This is a genomic window from Bifidobacterium sp. 2450 (assembly GCF_041900695.1).
Taxonomy (GTDB): domain Bacteria; phylum Actinomycetota; class Actinomycetes; order Actinomycetales; family Bifidobacteriaceae; genus Bifidobacterium; species Bifidobacterium longum.
Map to the genome: position 1 here is coordinate 65,299 of NZ_JBHEEA010000004.1, position 16,446 is coordinate 81,744.

At 59.3% G+C, this 16,446-nt stretch carries 17 protein-coding genes; 6 read left to right on the forward strand and 11 right to left on the reverse strand.

Annotated features, from left to right (window positions below):
- The first annotated feature begins 59 nt into the window (after nucleotides 1-59).
- Nucleotides 60-863 (forward strand): AzlC family ABC transporter permease, encoded by an 804-nt coding sequence (locus tag ACEUKI_RS02570; RefSeq protein ID WP_251847982.1) that lies wholly within the window; start codon nucleotides 60-62, stop codon nucleotides 861-863.
- Nucleotides 860-1,192 (forward strand): branched-chain amino acid transporter permease, encoded by a 333-nt coding sequence (locus ACEUKI_RS02575; RefSeq protein ID WP_080785914.1) that lies wholly within the window; start codon nucleotides 860-862, stop codon nucleotides 1,190-1,192. Before ACEUKI_RS02570 ends, ACEUKI_RS02575 begins: the two co-directional genes overlap by 4 nt.
- Before the next feature lie 178 nt (nucleotides 1,193-1,370).
- Here the strand turns inward: ACEUKI_RS02575 and ACEUKI_RS02580 are convergent, their stop codons facing one another.
- The 3 genes from ACEUKI_RS02580 to ACEUKI_RS02590 form a co-directional block, all read right to left on the reverse strand.
- Nucleotides 1,371-1,889, reverse strand: a complete 519-nt coding sequence (locus ACEUKI_RS02580; RefSeq protein ID WP_080785913.1) for a low molecular weight protein-tyrosine-phosphatase — start codon at nucleotides 1,887-1,889, stop codon at nucleotides 1,371-1,373.
- 123 nt (nucleotides 1,890-2,012) lie between these two features.
- Nucleotides 2,013-2,675 (reverse strand): dihydrofolate reductase, encoded by a 663-nt coding sequence (locus tag ACEUKI_RS02585; RefSeq protein ID WP_080785912.1) that lies wholly within the window; start codon nucleotides 2,673-2,675, stop codon nucleotides 2,013-2,015.
- A gap of 109 nt (nucleotides 2,676-2,784) precedes the next feature.
- Nucleotides 2,785-3,585, reverse strand: a complete 801-nt coding sequence (locus ACEUKI_RS02590; protein ID WP_077384829.1) for a thymidylate synthase — start codon at nucleotides 3,583-3,585, stop codon at nucleotides 2,785-2,787.
- Between the two features lie 199 nt (nucleotides 3,586-3,784).
- Here ACEUKI_RS02590 and ACEUKI_RS02595 point away from each other — a divergent pair, with 199 nt between their 5' ends.
- Nucleotides 3,785-4,198: an OsmC family protein gene (locus tag ACEUKI_RS02595; RefSeq protein ID WP_007052358.1), complete on the forward strand. Its 414-nt coding sequence runs from the start codon at nucleotides 3,785-3,787 to the stop codon at nucleotides 4,196-4,198.
- A 70-nt stretch (nucleotides 4,199-4,268) separates the two neighbouring features.
- Here the strand turns inward: ACEUKI_RS02595 and ACEUKI_RS02600 are convergent, their stop codons facing one another.
- From ACEUKI_RS02600 to ACEUKI_RS02615, 4 genes are all read right to left on the reverse strand, one after another.
- A complete protein-coding gene (locus ACEUKI_RS02600) occupies nucleotides 4,269-5,306 on the reverse strand; it encodes a universal stress protein (protein ID WP_080785911.1) in 1,038 nt (345 codons plus the stop codon).
- A 169-nt stretch (nucleotides 5,307-5,475) separates the two neighbouring features.
- Nucleotides 5,476-6,210 carry a C40 family peptidase gene (locus ACEUKI_RS02605; RefSeq protein ID WP_080785910.1) on the reverse strand — a complete coding sequence of 245 codons (735 nt, stop codon included), beginning with the start codon at nucleotides 6,208-6,210 and terminating at the stop codon, nucleotides 5,476-5,478.
- 154 nt (nucleotides 6,211-6,364) lie between these two features.
- Complete coding sequence (locus ACEUKI_RS02610) at nucleotides 6,365-7,111, reverse strand: NlpC/P60 family protein (RefSeq protein ID WP_115770215.1); 747 nt, start codon at nucleotides 7,109-7,111, stop codon at nucleotides 6,365-6,367.
- 212 nt (nucleotides 7,112-7,323) lie between these two features.
- Nucleotides 7,324-8,280: a CHAP domain-containing protein gene (locus ACEUKI_RS02615; RefSeq protein ID WP_080785908.1), complete on the reverse strand. Its 957-nt coding sequence runs from the start codon at nucleotides 8,278-8,280 to the stop codon at nucleotides 7,324-7,326.
- 391 nt (nucleotides 8,281-8,671) lie between these two features.
- On the opposite strand from ACEUKI_RS02615, the gene serC reads away from it, so the two are divergent.
- A complete protein-coding gene (gene serC, locus ACEUKI_RS02620) occupies nucleotides 8,672-9,814 on the forward strand; it encodes a phosphoserine transaminase (RefSeq protein ID WP_115770216.1) in 1,143 nt (380 codons plus the stop codon).
- A 130-nt stretch (nucleotides 9,815-9,944) separates the two neighbouring features.
- Entirely contained in the window at nucleotides 9,945-10,199 is a 255-nt protein-coding gene (locus ACEUKI_RS02625) for a DUF2530 domain-containing protein (protein WP_179133598.1), read from the forward strand.
- 124 nt (nucleotides 10,200-10,323) lie between these two features.
- Here ACEUKI_RS02625 and ACEUKI_RS02630 read toward each other — a convergent pair whose 3' ends face one another.
- Entirely contained in the window at nucleotides 10,324-11,517 is a 1,194-nt protein-coding gene (locus ACEUKI_RS02630; RefSeq protein ID WP_080785905.1) for a cell wall metabolism sensor histidine kinase WalK, read from the reverse strand.
- Between the two features lie 190 nt (nucleotides 11,518-11,707).
- Between ACEUKI_RS02630 and phoU the strand changes: the two genes are divergently transcribed.
- Nucleotides 11,708-12,382: a phosphate signaling complex protein PhoU gene (gene phoU / locus ACEUKI_RS02635; protein WP_080785904.1), complete on the forward strand. Its 675-nt coding sequence runs from the start codon at nucleotides 11,708-11,710 to the stop codon at nucleotides 12,380-12,382.
- 376 nt (nucleotides 12,383-12,758) lie between these two features.
- Here phoU and ACEUKI_RS02640 read toward each other — a convergent pair whose 3' ends face one another.
- From ACEUKI_RS02640 to lysS, 3 genes are all read right to left on the reverse strand, one after another.
- Nucleotides 12,759-13,499: a phosphoglyceromutase gene (locus tag ACEUKI_RS02640; RefSeq protein ID WP_007052347.1), complete on the reverse strand. Its 741-nt coding sequence runs from the start codon at nucleotides 13,497-13,499 to the stop codon at nucleotides 12,759-12,761.
- 59 nt (nucleotides 13,500-13,558) lie between these two features.
- Complete coding sequence (gene menA, locus ACEUKI_RS02645) at nucleotides 13,559-14,524, reverse strand: 1,4-dihydroxy-2-naphthoate octaprenyltransferase (RefSeq protein WP_080785903.1); 966 nt, start codon at nucleotides 14,522-14,524, stop codon at nucleotides 13,559-13,561.
- Nucleotides 14,525-14,585: 61 nt separating this feature from the next.
- Nucleotides 14,586-16,268, reverse strand: coding sequence for a lysine--tRNA ligase (lysS, locus tag ACEUKI_RS02650; protein ID WP_080785902.1), 1,683 nt, complete (start codon nucleotides 16,266-16,268; stop codon nucleotides 14,586-14,588).
- Nucleotides 16,269-16,446 lie beyond the last annotated feature (178 nt).

Below are 16,446 nucleotides of genomic sequence, written 5' to 3' on the forward strand. Positions count from 1 at the left end.
ATGGCATCATCGGCGAACATCGGCCGGCAGACCAGTTGTACAAGGAGAACATCATCCACATGGCAGACACCGCCAACACCAACACCAACGCCTGGCTGCCGGCGTTCAAAGCGGCATTTCCGCTGACCATACCGATTTGCCTGGGGTTCCTGTTTCTCGGCGCCTCGTATGGCATTCTCATGGGCACCAAAGGCTTCTCCTTCGTATGGCCGATGTGCATGAGCGCGTTCATCTTCGCCGGTTCAATGGAATTCGTCACGGTGAATCTGCTGCTCTCCGCGTTCAACCCACTCGCCGGCTTTCTGCTGGCCCTGATGGTCAACGCCCGTCACCTGTTTTATGGACTATCCATGCTCAGCAAATTCAAAGGGCTCGGCTGGAAGCGTCCGTACCTGATTTTCGGTATGTGCGACGAGACCTTTGCCATCAACTCCACCGCGAAAATCCCCGCCGGTATCGACCGAGGCTGGTTCTACTTCTGGGTCACGCTGTGCAATCAGCTGTATTGGGTGACCGGCGCCACACTGGGCGGGCTGATCGGCGCGCATCTGCCGTTCAATACCGACGGTCTTGATTTCGTACTGACCGCGCTATTTCTGGTGATCTTCCTCGATCAGTGGCTCGACGGCAAGCACCGCGAGCAACTGTCCGCCGTCATCGGTGTGCTGACATCACTGGCCTGCCTGCTGATATTCGGGGCCAATGATTTCATGATTCCCTCAATGATCGCCATGCTGATACTGTTCGTCGCGCTACGCCCGCATCTGGACGTGTTGCGGCCGGCCGCCGACGCCCCGGAAGCCACGGCAGACCATGCCATGAGCCACGCAGCGGACCAGCAGAAGGAAGGACAGACGCGATGACGATGACCATCTGGCAAGGCGCAATCACTATCGTGACGGTGGTGCTGGGCACGATGTGCACCCGTTTTCTGCCGTTTCTGGTGTTTCCCGAATCCAAGCAGCCGCCGCGCATCATCGAGTATTTCGGCCGGGTCCTGCCCTATGCGATGACCGGTCTACTGGTGGTGTACGCACTGCGCAACACCCCGATTCTGACCGGCTCACACGGCCTTCCGGAACTCATCGCCTGCGCCGTCATCGTGCTGCTGCACGTATGGAAACGCAATATGCTGCTTTCAATCGCCGGCGGCACGATTGTATATATGTTGCTGGTGCAACTGGTGTTCTGAGGCACCAGACTCGTTAGTCTCTCCCTCCGCTTCGCTATGCTCAGCACCTCCCTTACAGAGGGAGGTATTATTCTGTACCTTCCTCTGACGAGGGAGGTGGCACCGCGAAGCGGTGACGGAGGTAGAGACCCGCAGTCGTAAGACTGCGAAACACACAGCATCGGCCACAGGCCGATTCCTACAGCTGCTTCGCCACCCAATCGACGATGTACGGGGCGACTTCCTCAATCTGGTCGATGGCGACCTCGAACTCGTGTTTGCCGCCGTACCACGGGTCCACCAGATCGATCTGATCTTCGCGGCCGGGCTTCGGCTTGGGCAGATTCGGGTCGAAGCTGCGGTACATGTGCACTTCGGCGCGCTTGCCGGCCGGCAGCATGCGCAGCAGGGCGCGCATGTGGGAGGCGGTCATCGGCAGGAACAGGTCGGTACGGTCGATTTCCTCACGTGAGATGCGGTGTGCGAAGTGGTCACGCGGAATCTCATCACCATAGCCACGTTCGCGTAGCACGCGCACGGCACGCGGGTCGATCGGGTGGCTCCACTCCTCATCGGACACACCGCTGGATTCCACGTTCACCTGGTCGCCAAGACCGCGCTCATTAAAGGAGTGACGCAGAATGATCTCGCCCATAGGCGAACGGCAGATATTGCCGGTGCAGACGGTCATTACGGTGTAGGGCTGGGTATTGCTCATAGCTTTGAATCAATCCTCAATCGGGCTTCACCGGGCCGCACACGGCCCGAATGCGTTTTTGGGGTCGAATGAATATGAATCCGGCTCATGCCGCTATAAAGGGCATAAGCCGGATTCGCATGCTTACTTGGTTTTAGCCAAGATACGGAAACGATAGGAATCGATGCCGGACTCCTCCTTGGCGGGCGTATGCCACTCGCCCACTTCGGATTCCCGCCACATCCCGGCCTCGACCAGCGACGCCATATCGGGCGCGTAGCTGTCGGCATCCACGGTGGCGGCCAAATCAGTCACATAGGCTTTGTCCGCGAACGGCAAAGCCTTGGCGAACAGCTGGGCACCGCCGATGATCCAAATCTCCGAACGGTCCAGACCGTCGTCCGGAATCGCCTCCTGACGGGCCATATCAAGCGCGTCGTCAAGACTGGTGACCACAGTGGCCCCCGGCGCACGGTACATCGGATCGTGGGAAACGACGATGTTGTCGCGGTTGGGCAGCGGCCGGTACTTGACCCCCAGCGATTCCCAGGTCTTACGACCCATAATCACCGGATGGGAGACGGTCAGCTCCTTGAAATGCTTCATATCCTCGGCACAGCGCCAAGGCATGCCGCCATTGAGGCCGATGGCACCGGCGCGACCTTCCTTGTCGCGGGCTTCGGCCCAGATAAGATTCACCGAGAAGGTTTTGGGATAATCGTCACCCCAGTCTTCTTCAGTGGCAGACAGCCCGGCAGATCCGGGCTCGGGTTCGTGATAGCCGCTACGGCTACTGTCATGCTCCATTTCGCTTACTCCTCCTGGATTGCGGAACTGGGCCTTAGTGTAGTGGACAGCGAAGACTCGGGGTCCGTCACCTTCACAGTCTTCGCTGTCCACGAAATGGTAATCAGCATCAGACCGCAACAGGTGCCTTAATAGTGGGGTGATGCTGGTAGCCGACGACCTTGAAGTCCTCATACTGGTAGTCGAACAGGGAATCGGCCTTACGGATCTCGATGGTCGGGTACGGGTAGGGCTTGCGGCCCAGCTGCTCAAGGAACTGGTCGACGTGGTTGTCGTAAACATGGCAGTCGCCGCCGGTCCAGACGAATTCGCCCGGCTTGAGCCCGGTCTGCTGCGCCATCATCATGGTGAGCAGCGAGTAGGAGGCGATGTTGAACGGCACGCCGAGGAACATGTCGCAGGAACGCTGGTACAGCTGGCAGCTTAGCTTGCCGTCGGCCACGTAGAACTGGAAGAGCGCGTGGCAGGGCGGCAACGCCATCTTCTCCACCTCGGCCGGATTCCACGCGGAGACGATCATGCGGCGCGAATCCGGATGATGCTTGATGAGGTCGAGCACATTGGAGATCTGGTCGATGGTGCGATTCGGGTCCTCGGGGGTCGGCGCGGGCCAGGAACGCCACTGCACGCCATAGACCGGGCCCAGATCGCCGTTCTCGTCCGCCCACTCATCCCAAATATGCACGTTGTGCTCCAGCAGCCAGTTGATGTTGGAGGAACCCTTCAAAAACCACAGCAGCTCGTAGGCCAGGCCTTTGAAGAACACGGTCTTGGTGGTCAGCAACGGGAAGTACTTCGACAGGTCGAAGCGCATCTGCTGGCCGAACAGGGAAATCGTGCCGGTGCCGGTGCGATCGGACTTCAGTGTGCCTTCGGTCAGGATCTTGCGCACCAGGTCCTCATAGGGCATCGGAATGTCCGTTTCGGGACGTGCGGGGATACGGGAGCGAATATCTGCGAGTTGTTCTTCGGTCAAAGCCATGTGCACCAGTGTAGCTTAGGGACATAATAGAGAAGTCCAATGATGCGGGAGAGCGGCCAGGTGCCGCGCTCCCCCGCTGGCATGGCGATGGGCCAGATCGTCGGCGGCTGAAAATAAAGGAGCAGCTATGGGTAAGCGACTGTGGGTTGAGCGCAACAAGGACGGTTCGTGGGATGCGTTCAGCGACGATGGCGCACACATTAAGTTCGGCAAGGATCGTGGCCAGTTCACGCCGGGCGATCTGATGAAGGTCGCGCTGGCCGGTTGCGCCGCGCTGTCCAGCCAGTTCGCCATCGAACATACGCTGGGTGAGGGCAAGGGTGCCAAGATCGTGGTGGATGGCACGTACGACCCCGAGAACGACGCCTACACCGGTTTCGAGGAGCAGGTGGTGATTGATGCTTCCGACGCCGGCCTGTCCGAGGAGGATGCCGACAAGCTCAAGGAGCGCGTCACCCGCCATATCGACAAGGGTTGCACGGTCAAGCACACCTACGTACAGGAGACCCCGGTGCGCATGAACGTCACCGTCAAGCACTGACGTACTAATAAACCGACGTACTAATAAATTAAGCTCCCTCATCAGAGGGAGCTCATTGTATACCCGGACTTTACTGCCTGTCGGGATCGATGGTCTTTTCGATCTGCTGGGCGACTTCAGGCTCGGCTGCGGACACCGGAATCTCCTCGACGCCGGCAATCTCCTCCAGCGACTTGGTAGGCACTTCGGCGGGCGAGCTCGGCACGGTGTCGAGACGCGATTCCGCAGCCTCAACATACTTGCGTGGCACCACGTACACCGGGCCAACCGCATGCTGCAGCAGTCCCTGGCTGGTGGAGCCCAGCAACAGTCCGGTGAAGCCACCGCGGCCACGGGAACCGACAACAACAACATCGTGATCGTAGCTGGCCTTGGTCAGTGCGCTGACGGCCGGGCCGGAAACGATCTGCTTGTTGATTTTCAGATCAAGATGCGATTCCTGCAACGGCTTGATGCGCACCTCAAGATCGTCCTTGTAAGACTCCATGACGGCATCCTCGCCATCCACGCCCTTCAGGTTCGGCACAGCGGAAATCACGTCCAGTTCCGCACCCCAGCACGTGGCGAAGTCGGCGGCAATGTCCAGCGCCTTCAGACCCCACTTGGATTCGTCGGAGCCGACGGCCACCTTGGTGATTGTGTTGTTCAGGTGCATCAGGTTGCCGTCATCATCGGTGTACGGCACCACTACAATCGGGCAGTAAGCATATGCCGGCAGCGACGAGGACGTGGTGCCCAGCAGACGCTCGGCCAGACCGCCCTTGCCACGGTTACCAATGACGATCAGATTGTAGTTACGCGACAATTCGACGAACACCGATGCCGGGTCTCCGGTAACAATCAGTGTGGCGGCTTCGACGCCCTGCTCGTCTGCGATGGCCTTGGCCTTGGCCAGAATCTCCTGAGCATCGGAATGCGCGGCGTTATCGTCCCCCATCGCCGTGTAAGTGGCATCGAACGAAACGGCGGCATAGCTCGGCAGGGAATATGCGCAGACAATCTGCAGCGTCAGCCCCGCGTGCTTTGCATAATTCGCGGCCCACCATGTTGCCTTGTAACTGGCATGCGACCCGTCAACGCCGACGAGAATGGCCTTGTCGTTAATCATGACGACCTCCTTGAAGGTATTGCGGCACGAATACCGCGTACCTCCAACAATACCCCGCGACACTCGGTTTGGCCGGTATCCTCCGCTCAAAAAGAAATCCGCGTATACGAAAAAAGGCACATCCCAAAGGACGTGCCTTAATACGAATTCGCTTACCGCATAATTCTTGTTACATCACGCGGCGAATGGAATATCCAGCTCCACCGAACACGGAAACATTGCTTACTGCCGTTCCCTGCACCGGGTTCATAGCATTCATCACCTGTCCGTTACCGATGTAAATGGCCGCATGAGTACCATTCGCAAGAATGTCACCCGGCTTAGCATCCGCCAAGCTTGCGACCGGAGTACCCACAGTGGCTTGAGCACCAGAGGTACGCGGCAGGGAAAAGCCAAACTGGGAGAAGACGTACTGTACAAAACCGGAGCAATCCCATCCTGCCGGAGTGTTGCCGCCGGCAACATACGGATAGCCTTGGAACTTCAGTGAGAAGCTAGCAAGCTCAGCGCCAGTGCCAGTCATTTTACCCAAGTCAACCTGTGGAATCGACGCACGCTGTTCAGAGCGGCTGGCTGCCGCAGCAGCGGACTGGGCTGCCGCAGCTTCACCAGCGGCTTTCTGAGCCGCCGCCGCAGCAACAGCCTCCTTTTCGGCCTGAGACTCGGTCTGTGGCACATCAAGAGTCTCGATGCCACCCCATTTAGAGTTCTCGTCAACCGAAGTGGAGGTGGATTCGGCGAACAAATTCTTCTTCACCGAACTCGCCTTCGGGAAAGAACGCGAGGACACCACAGCACTCGTCTGCGCGGAATCGGCAGAGGCAAACGGGGCTACGCATGCAAACATAGCACCCGTGGCGATAACCGCCACTAATGTGGAAATAATATTCTTAACGTTCGTCATCAGCGCCTTACCTTAGCACACATGGGTCGATTTCATAACAGGAATGTCTTTTCGAAGATGATGTCGCGGGTGTATCACTCGGCAAGAGAACGCAACAGGCCTCAGATACCGATTGGCATCCGAGGCCTGCAATATATCAATCAATAAGACTGCATCACGGGATACGTACCACGATGGTGAGTTTTTCGGTCATGGCGCTAGCGAGAGCCACGCTGTAGCCGTTCCAGCCACCATGGACCGCCTGACCGTTGCCGACATACAGCGCCACATGATCGTAGTGCGCGCCGCCATTCCATCCACCGGTGTTGGCATAAATCAGAATATCGCCCGGCTGCAGGGACCCGTCTGTAACTACGTGGCCACCGGGAACATTGACATACTCTTCAGGCCAACCGTGGAAGATAATACCACGGGCCGCCAACGCTTGACTGACCAATGCGGTGCAGTCCATGCTCTGTCCGATCAAAGAATACGCACGGTCGATAGAGACACCGGCACCAGCGGAAACCAAACCACTGGCATCGGAATAAGTAACAGAAGAGCGAGACTCATTACGGTTCGCGGCGTTGGCCTGCTTCTGGGTCGCCTGAGCCTCGGTCTCCGTCTGCTTCTTGGCCTCCTCTTCGGCAGCCTTCTTGGCCGCTGCGGCATCCTTTTCCGCCTGAGATTCCGTCTGCGGCACGTCGAGGTTCTCAATGCCGCCCCAATCAGCATTGTCCTCAACGCTCGTGGCAGTGGCTTCAGTCGTCAGATCTTTGCGCACCTGGGTGTACGAGGGAAAGGACTTGGTGGAAGTCACAGTAACACCCTCAGCTGCAGTCGCTGCAGGAACAAACATAAACAAGCAAGCACAGGAGACAATCACGGCAACAATGGAAGAAGCTACAGTTTTGGTCTTCATAGAACCATCACCCTACACGGTGCGCATTAACTCGTACAGGATGGAAGAAATAAAACACCCCGGAGCTATTGGGATATATCGGCGTGTCGGCACAGGTCAGTTCGGACTAATACGCGGCCGCAACACTTGAAATGTCATTTCGCGCGAACGATTGCCGATAGGGCGACGTCACATCCGAACAGTAATCACCGAATGTAAGCCAATGAAATGAATCAGTAGTGAACGTACTGGAACTTACCGGCTTCGGCGGCGCTGAACGTACGGGTCGAAATCACACCCAATCCTTTGGCATTGGATTCGGAGATCTCAATGGAGCCGTCGGCATTGATCTTTTCCAGAACGGCAACATGGCCGTATGTGCCATCGGCATTGGCCTGGCCAGGAGCGAACACCACAGCATCACCGACATGGCGAGGAGTGTTGTCCACCCAATAGCCCAGAGCGGAAGCTGACGCCGCCCATGCGCCACCATTGCCGAAGTTGCCGCTGGAAGGCAGTCCCAGTTCGGCACGACGCTGGTACGCGTACCACGTGCACTGACCCCACGGATAGTTGTTGGAGTTGGTGCCAACGGCATGGTTCGGGTTGAAGCCAGCCGGCACAGCATCGCCATCGGCATCCATGAGAGCCGACACCACAGGATTGTTCGCATTATTGCGATTCATCAGCTTGGCGTCCAAGGTGCTGTCTGAATTGCTCAGCCCCCAACCGCCTTCATTGGTGGACTGTGCGGTAACGGAGGATGAACTCAGATCAGTACGTGCTTCGGAACGAGAAGCCGCAGTCACATCGCTGATGCGCTTAATCTGCGTGGTCGTCGTGGCCGGATCAGCCACGAACGAGTTCGTGGCGTCGTCATTGCTGGAAAACGCGAGAGCACCTGCGGCCGTGCCGACCAGAGCGGCCAGTGAGGCCGAGGCAAGAATATGGCTACGGCGTTCAGCGGCACGAGCGGCCTCACGAATGGAACGGCGGGTCTGGGGAGCGATTTCGTTGATCTTCTCGGCAATGGCCGGATCAAGTCCCAAAACAACGGCGTCGCTACCAGCGGATTGCACCGCACGCACAGCACGAACGGAATGAGAACCCTTGCCGGAGGCAAACAACGCCTTCGCTAAGCTGAACTTCTGGCGCGAGACCGTGGTCGCTTTATGCGAAGCATGCTTCATACTACGTTAACTCCTTGGATGGGTTCGGCGGGGTCATTTCGATGACCTCGTATGACCGTCACAATTGAGTACTGTACAACGAACAGAGGTCAATCCTCAATGTGATCCCCACCATCCGGGTGTGTCAAACGATTTACGTAACCGTGCGGCAGGGTGAAAAACTGCCTTGTTTCCGCCCGTTCACGAACCTCACTATCCGGTTATCGGAAGAATCACTAACTCATGTCATTCCGACACGCCGTAGCCATGATGTGCTGCGTACATTCTGCACTGCATTCCGCATTGCCACCACTGCCGCCCGGCACCCCGGAATTCCGCAGTAGCCCCGCAGTAATCCCGCACACCGAGCATTATCCGCGATATTCCCCAACACTGGTCTACCCTTGAAACCATGACTATCACACTGAGTATTCCCGAGTCGCTGAAGCCCGAAGATGGTCGCTTCGGCTCCGGCCCCAGCAAAATCCGCCCCGAACAGATCGCCGCGCTCGATGCCGGCGCCACCACCCTGCTTGGCACATCACATCGCCAAGCACCAGTCAAGCAACTGGTCGCTTCGATTCGTGAAGGTCTGCGCGAGTTCTTCCACCTGCCTGAAGGGTATGAGGTGGCGCTTGGCAACGGTGGCGCCAGCGCGTTCTGGGAGATTGCCTGCGCTTCGCTGATCACCCGTCGCGCCGCATTCGGCACGTATGGCTCGTTCAGTGCCAAGTTCGCCGCGTCCGCCGCGAACGCGCCCTCCCTTGAAGACCCGGTGCTGTTCCCCGGCGAGCCGGGCACTTACCGTCTGCCTGAGCTCACCGAGGGCGTGGACACATATTGCTGGGCTCACAACGAGACCTCCACTGGTGTGGCCGCCCCGATTCGCCGCGTGCCCGGCAGTCGTGAAGCCGGTGCCTTGACCGTCATCGACGGCACCAGCGCAGCCGGCGCTTTGCCTGTGGACATCGGCCAGACCGACGTCTACTACTTCTCACCGCAGAAGGCCTTCGGCGCCGATGGCGGTCTGTGGGTCACCATCCTCTCCCCCGAAGCTATCGATCGTGCGGCAGGCGTCGAATCAAGCGCTCATCTGGAAGGCGCACATCGCTGGGTGCCGCCGTTCCTCTCGCTGACCACGGCACTGAACAACTCCCGCAAGGATCAGACCCTGAATACGCCCGCCGTGGCCACCCTGATCATGATGGAAAACCAGATTCGCTGGCTCAACAACAACGGCGGCCTCGCCTGGGCCACCACGCGTTGCGCCAAGTCCGCATCCATCCTGTACTCGTGGGCCGAGCGCTCCGAATACGCCGCTCCGTTCGTCGTCGATGCGGACGCCCGCTCGAACGCCGTGGTCACCATTGATCTGGACGAGCGCGTCCAGGCTTCTCAGGTACTGTCCATCCTGCGCGAGAACGGCATCGTGGACGCCGCCGGCTACCGCAAGCTGGGCCGCAACCAGCTGCGCGTTGGCGTGTTCCCCTCGGTGGAACCGGCTGATGTCATGGCCTTCACCAAGTGCGTCGACTATGTGGTTGAGCACCTGTGATGGCGGTCTATGCCTCGCATTGCCGACTATATATGCCATGCACATTGATCGGTCTCAACTGATACCGATTGAATAAATCGTAGGGAGGGGTGTTTGACGCCCCTCCCTACTCTTACTACAGTGCATGAGTATGAAGTTCGCGCCTCTCATTGACCCTGCCGTCCGCAAACCCGCACCCAAGCCCGTACGGGTGGATCTGCGTAAGGTGTTTGCCATCGGTACCGGTCTATGGATTGTGGCGTTGATTGTCGTGCTGATTCTGCTGGCCGTGGGCTACAGCGTAATGCCGTTGGTGATTATGTGCGTGGCCGGCGTCATTATTGGCTCGCTACTGCTGGTCTGGGAATACTTCGACCGCTGGGACTACCGCCGCCTCGGACAGTAACACAACACAAGCTCCCTCTGATGACGGGAGCTGTCAGCGTAGCTGATTGAGGGAGAGACCACGGCCGCAGGTCGCTCATCAAACAGCATTGGTGGCATGCAAGGCATGCCACCAATTCCTTGCCTCACTGCGCCAGCGGCAACGTAAGGCTGAACGTACTGCCTTGCCCGGGCGCGCTCCATACGGTCGCATCACCATGATGGGTCAGCGCCACATGCTTGACGATGGCCAAGCCTAGGCCCACGCCATCCGCCGTGCGATTGCTCTGTTCCGCACCCCGGTAGAACCGCTCGAAGATGCGCGCCTGGTCCTTCTTAGCGATGCCCGTGCCTTGGTCGATCACGCGAATCACCGCGCGGTCGCCATCCTTGTCTTTGGATGCGGACACGCTGACCACGCCATTTTCCTTGGAATAGCCGATGGCGTTTTCGATGAGCTTGGTCACGGCGCTGTCGATCTGGTCCGCCTCACCATTGATGACTAGATCATCGTCGCCCTTGATGTTCAGCTGCACGCCAGCCTCGGCTGCCTGCGGCTCCAGTCGCGCCGCCGTGGCCCTGAGCTGTTCCATAACGTTCAGTCGGTTGGCGGAAGACGGCGTAATCGGCTCCTGCGCGCGTATGAGCAGCAGCAAATCAGACACCATGTGGTTAAGCTTGCTGCAGCTGGAACGCACCTGGCGAGCGTCGGCAGCCACCTGCTGTTCGTCCAGATTGCCGGACTCCAGCGAATCGGCGAGTTTGGCCAGAGCCTCAGTGGGGCCCAACAATTGCTCGGACACATTGGTAATAAACGAGTCACGCACTTGAGCGAAACGAATCACATCACTGACATCGGTAATCAACACGATGACGAACTGCTCGTTGATACGCCCTACAGTCACCTTCAGCCAGTTGGGGCGGTGGACGGACTGCGTGGCGACGTGATCGCCCTTGTTCTGGTCTGCGACGTACCGCTCCGGAGTATCGGTGGTCAAGTCGAACTGGCGCTTGCCACCGGACTTGCGCGCCTCGTGAATGGCATCCAGCACATGCTGCTGGGCAATGGCGTCATCTGACACCACACCCAGGCGGTAGGCGGCGGGATTGCAGCGGACCACCTCGTCGTGCTCGTCGACCACCACGGACGCACCTGGCAGCATGGACAGCAGCGTGGCGGTGTCGTCGGACAGATCGTCATTGTCGCCATCATCGGCCAGCGGCGATTCCACGGACACTCGATGTGTCGCAAATCCCACGATGAGCGTGATGATTCCTACCACAAATAAAACAGCCGCGACAATAAGAGCAATCGCGGTGACGAGCGGCATCTGTGTCATGCCCCCATTCTTTCACGCCACACGCCGGGATTGCGGTTTGCCGGCACGCCGGTAACATGAATTTCAGGTGAACAATCCAATGAACAGTAGAACAACTTGAGGTTGCCATTACCTACGTTGAAGTGGGGAACAAGTACTGGAATAATACACTGGTACAGGTTGCAATAAGCAAGCATGAAAGGCTAGAGAAATGCGCGTTATTTTCAACGAGGAGCTGAAGCAGGTTGCTGACGACCTCGACCGTATGGCGCAGAACGTGCGCAAGGCGATCAAAGGCGCTGGGGAAGCCCTGCTGAATCAGGACGTTGAAGCCGCACAGACTGTGATTGACGGCGACATCGAAATCGATGCCCTGGAGTCCTCTGTGATCGACCAGTGCGTCAAGCTGCTCGCCAAGCAGAACCCGGTGGCCACCGATCTGCGTGTGGTCGTTTCCACCATGCGTCTGGCTTCCACGTTCGAGCGTATGGGCGATCTTGCCCGCCACGTGGCCGAGGCCGCTCGCCGCACCTATCCGGCCGCCGCGATTCCTGAATCCGCTCAGCCGGTGTTCGCCGAGATGATCGACTTCCTGGACAACACCGCTGACCAGCTGGTGGCCATGCTCTCCGATCGCGATGCCAAGACCGCCGAGGCCATCATCCTGGCTGATGACAAGCTGGACGATCTGCACCACCAGACCTTCGATCTAGCGCTGTCCGATGGCATCACCCGTCAGCAGACCGTGGATATCGTGCTGCTGGGCCGCTTCCTGGAGCGTCTCGGCGATCACGCCGTGTCCGCCGCCCGCCGTGTGGTGTACATCGTCTCCGGCTTCGACCCCACCAAGGAGCCGACCCGCGACGAGGGCACCGACATCGACTGATTGGGACTTGTTCTCACATTGGGCGAATAACTGAACACTTGTTCTCCTGTGGTTTGAGGAGGATGCCTGAAAACGGCGATCCGGCTACGGCTGGACGCCGTTTTTTGTTGCTTTTGGGCGGTACACCGGCGTATCCATGGGGCGGCAAAACACCCATAGGGCGGTAACTTGCCCATGGGACGGTTTGAAGGATATGTGAAACCGCGGAATTAAGCCATTCTGACATACCGCCCCATGAGGGTTTTACCGCCCCATGGGCAAGTTACCGCCCCATGGGGTAATCACCGCCCCATGGGGATTTGGCAGGCATAGCAAAGGGGAACCGCACGTTATGTGCGACTCCCCTTACAGCTTGTACCGTGTTAGCGGCTTAGGCTCACTTCTGGCCCTGAGCGGCGACAGCGGCGGCACCGGCAGCAGCAGCCTCCGGGTCCAGGTACTCGCCACGCGGCTTGATCGGCTTGAAGTTCTCGTCCAGCTCGTAGAGCAGCGGGATGGCGGTCGGGATGTTGACCTTGGCAATCTCTTCCTCAGACAGGTTGTCCAGCATCTTGACGATGGCGCGGAGGGAGTTGCCGTGGGCAGCAATCAGCACGGTCTTGCCGGCCTTGAGCTCCGGCTCGATAGCGGACTCGAAGTACGGCTTCACACGCTCAACAACGTTGGCCAGACACTCGGCTTCCGGAACCGGATCGCCGGCGTAGCGCGGGTCGTTGTTCTGGGCGTACTGGTCGTTCGGGTCGATCTCGGGCGGCGGGGTGGCGTAAGAACGGCGCCACAGCATGAACTTCTCGTCGCCGTACTCTTCGCGGATCTCGGTCTTGTTCTTGCCCTGCAGAGCGCCGTAGTGACGCTCGTTGAGACGCCAGTCACGCTGAACCGGAATCCACAGACGATCTGCGGCATCCAGAGCGATGTTGGCGGTGTTGATGGCGCGACGCAGCAGGGAGGTGAACACGATGTCCGGAAGGACGTTCTTCTCCTTGAGCAGCTCGCCGCCACGCTTGGCTTCGGCTTCACCCTGCTCGGTCAGCGGTACATCGACCCAGCCGGTGAACTGGTTGGTTTTATTCCATGCGCTCTGTCCATGACGGAGCAGTACTAGTTTATAAGTCATACGGTTCAGTCTACAGCCGCGTGCGCCTAAACACGAGTATTCGTCTTATTATTTCGCTCTCAGAGCGCCACGGAAACCGCCAGCACCACCGCAAACAGCAAGGTCTGGAAGCTGGCGGCGGGCAGAGCCGGGCGGAATTGACGTTTATTCACGCTGGAGACCATGCGCGCAGGTATTCCGGTGCCCGAGATCAACAGCACTGCGCCCCACGGCCACCATAATGTGCCGCACATCAGCAGGGCGATGATCCATGCGATGACGCAGCACACAATCAGCAACGTACGCGCGCCGGACTCCCCCAGCCGTACGGCCAGCGTGCACTTACCATGCTCACGATCCTCGTCGATGTCACGGATATTGTTCACCATCATGATCAGGCAGGAGAACAGGCCAGCCGCCACAGCACCCAATAGTCCGCCGACGTCCACCGTGCCGCACAGCGCGTATTCGGTGCCCAATACCGCAGCCAAGCCGAAGAACAGGAACACGCCGACTTCTCCCAGCCCGACGTATCCATACGGATGCTTGCCACCGGTGTAGAACCAGCCGGCTAGCAAGGAGGCCGCGCCCACGGCCAGCAACCACCATGCTTGGGCGAGCACGACCGCCACAACACCGCATATGCAGGCGATGGCGGCGCAAATCATCGCCGAGAACAGTACATGCTTGGCCGGTACCAGTCCGGATGCGGTCAGTCGCTGGGGTTTGCCTGATTTCGATTCGTCCGTGTCACGCCCGGCGTCAGTGCCGCGGATGCCATCGGAATAGTCGTTCGCGTAGTTGACGGCGATTAGCAAGAACAGCGCGACTAGCAGGCACAGGATGGTCACCGGCCAGAATCGGTCCATCAGCAGGGTCTGCTGTTCACGGGCCGTGGCGCAGGAGGCCGGTTCGGGATATATTGCGATGCAGGTGCCCGACTGCTCGATATGCACGTATGCCATCGCCGCCCCAACCATCACCGACGCGATGGAAGTGGCCAAGGTCTTGGGACGCGCGCCCCGAACCCACAAGCCGATGGACATAGGCAATCCCTTTCATATATAACTCGGCTCCCCTCTCTGAGGGGAGCCAGAGTATGCCTAATCAGCCAACGAGCGGCTTGACCAGCGGGAAGGTGATGGTCTCGCGAATCGTGGCACCGGTCAAGGCGATAAGCAGTCGATCAATGCCCATACCCATACCGCCGGCCGGAGGCATGCCCACGCCGAGAGCCTCGAGGAAGTCCTCATCGATGTCGCAAGCCTCTTCGTCGCCGGCGAGCGCGTCCTTGGCCTGAGCCACGAAACGTTCACGCTGCACGATCGGGTCGTTGAGCTCGGAGTAGCCGGTAGCCAGCTCGAAGCCGCGCACGTAGAGATCCCACTTCTCCACCACGCCGGGCTTGGTGCGGTGGCCCTTGACCAGCGGGGAGGTTTCGACCGGGAAGTCACGCACGAAGGTGGGCTCGTAAAGCTTGTCCTCGTAGAAGTGCTCCCACAGGTGTTCGACGAGCTTGCCGTGGTTCTCCACGTCATCGCGCTCTACGCCGAGCTTGTCGGCGATGGCGCCCAGGTGCTCAACGGAGGTGCCGGGGGCGTCCGGGCCGCCGTTCGGCACGATCTCCTCGCCCAACGATTCGGACAGGGAGTCGTACATGCTGATGGTCTTCCATTCGCCGCCGAAGTCATATTCGGTGCCGTCGAGCAGGGTGACCTTGTGCGAGCCGTAGACGTCCATGGCGGTCTTCTGCACGAGCTCCTTGACCAGCTGGCCGATGGAATCATAGGTGCCATAGGCCTGGTAGGCCTCGACCATGGTGAATTCGGGGGCGTGCGTGGCGTCGACGCCCTCATTGCGGAAGTCACGGTTGATTTCGAACACGCGATCGATGCCGCCGACCAGGCAGCGCTTGAGGAACAGTTCCGGGGCGATGCGAAGATACAGGTCAAGGTCGAAGGCGTTCATGTGCGTGGTGAACGGGCGGGCGGCCGCGCCACCGTGCAGGGTCTGCAGCATCGGGGTTTCGACCTCGAGGAAGTCGTGGTCGTCAAAGGTGCGGCGCAGGGAGGCCACGGCCTTGGAGCGGTTGCGCACCATGTTGCGGATGTTCTCGTCCGCAATCATGCCGATGTACGGCTTGCGGGTGCGGGTGTCTTCGTTCAGGTCCTTGTGCAGGGCCGGCAGCGGCTGCAGGGCCTTAGAGGCGATAGCCCACTCAGTGGCGAATACGGACAGTTCGCCGGTCTTGGAGGCGATGACGCGGCCCTTGAGGTACAGGTGATCGCCAAGGTCGACGAGCTGCTTGAACTGCTTGAGCGAGTCGGCGCCAATCTCCTTCTTGGAGATCATGCCCTGAATCTTGGTGCCGTCACCGGCGGACAGCTGCACGAAGCACAGGCCGCCCGCGTTGCGCAGGAACAGCACGCGGCCAGCAATGCCGACCATGTCTTCGGTCTCTTCGCCAGCCTCGAGCTTGCCGCCATACTTGGCGCGGACCGCCTCGATGGTGTCGGTGACGTCCAGGTGCACCGGGTAGGGGGCGATGCCGGCCTCAAGCATCATCGCGCGCTTGGCCACGCGCATCTGCACCTGCTCGGGGTGGGCCAGCGGGCCGAACTCCTTGTTGGAGGGGTCCACGGCTTCGTCCAGCGTGGCACCGGACTTGATCTTCTCGCGGATGGTGGCGTCCTGCTTGAGCAGCATTTCCGCACGTTCGACGGTGCTCATCTGCGGGACGGCCGGGGTTTCATTCTCAGTGTTTTCGGTATTTTCGACAACTTCAGCCATGATTCATCAGTGTACGCAAGGCCGGCGATTATGAGCCCGGCAGACCGCACGGCCATCTGAACGCCCGCCCACATGACGCAAAACCGGCTCCGCACAAGGCTTGAGAGACCTGTACACATGGCGAATCCACCATCACACAACACTCGCGACATGCCGATTTGCATTGTCCACCACCACA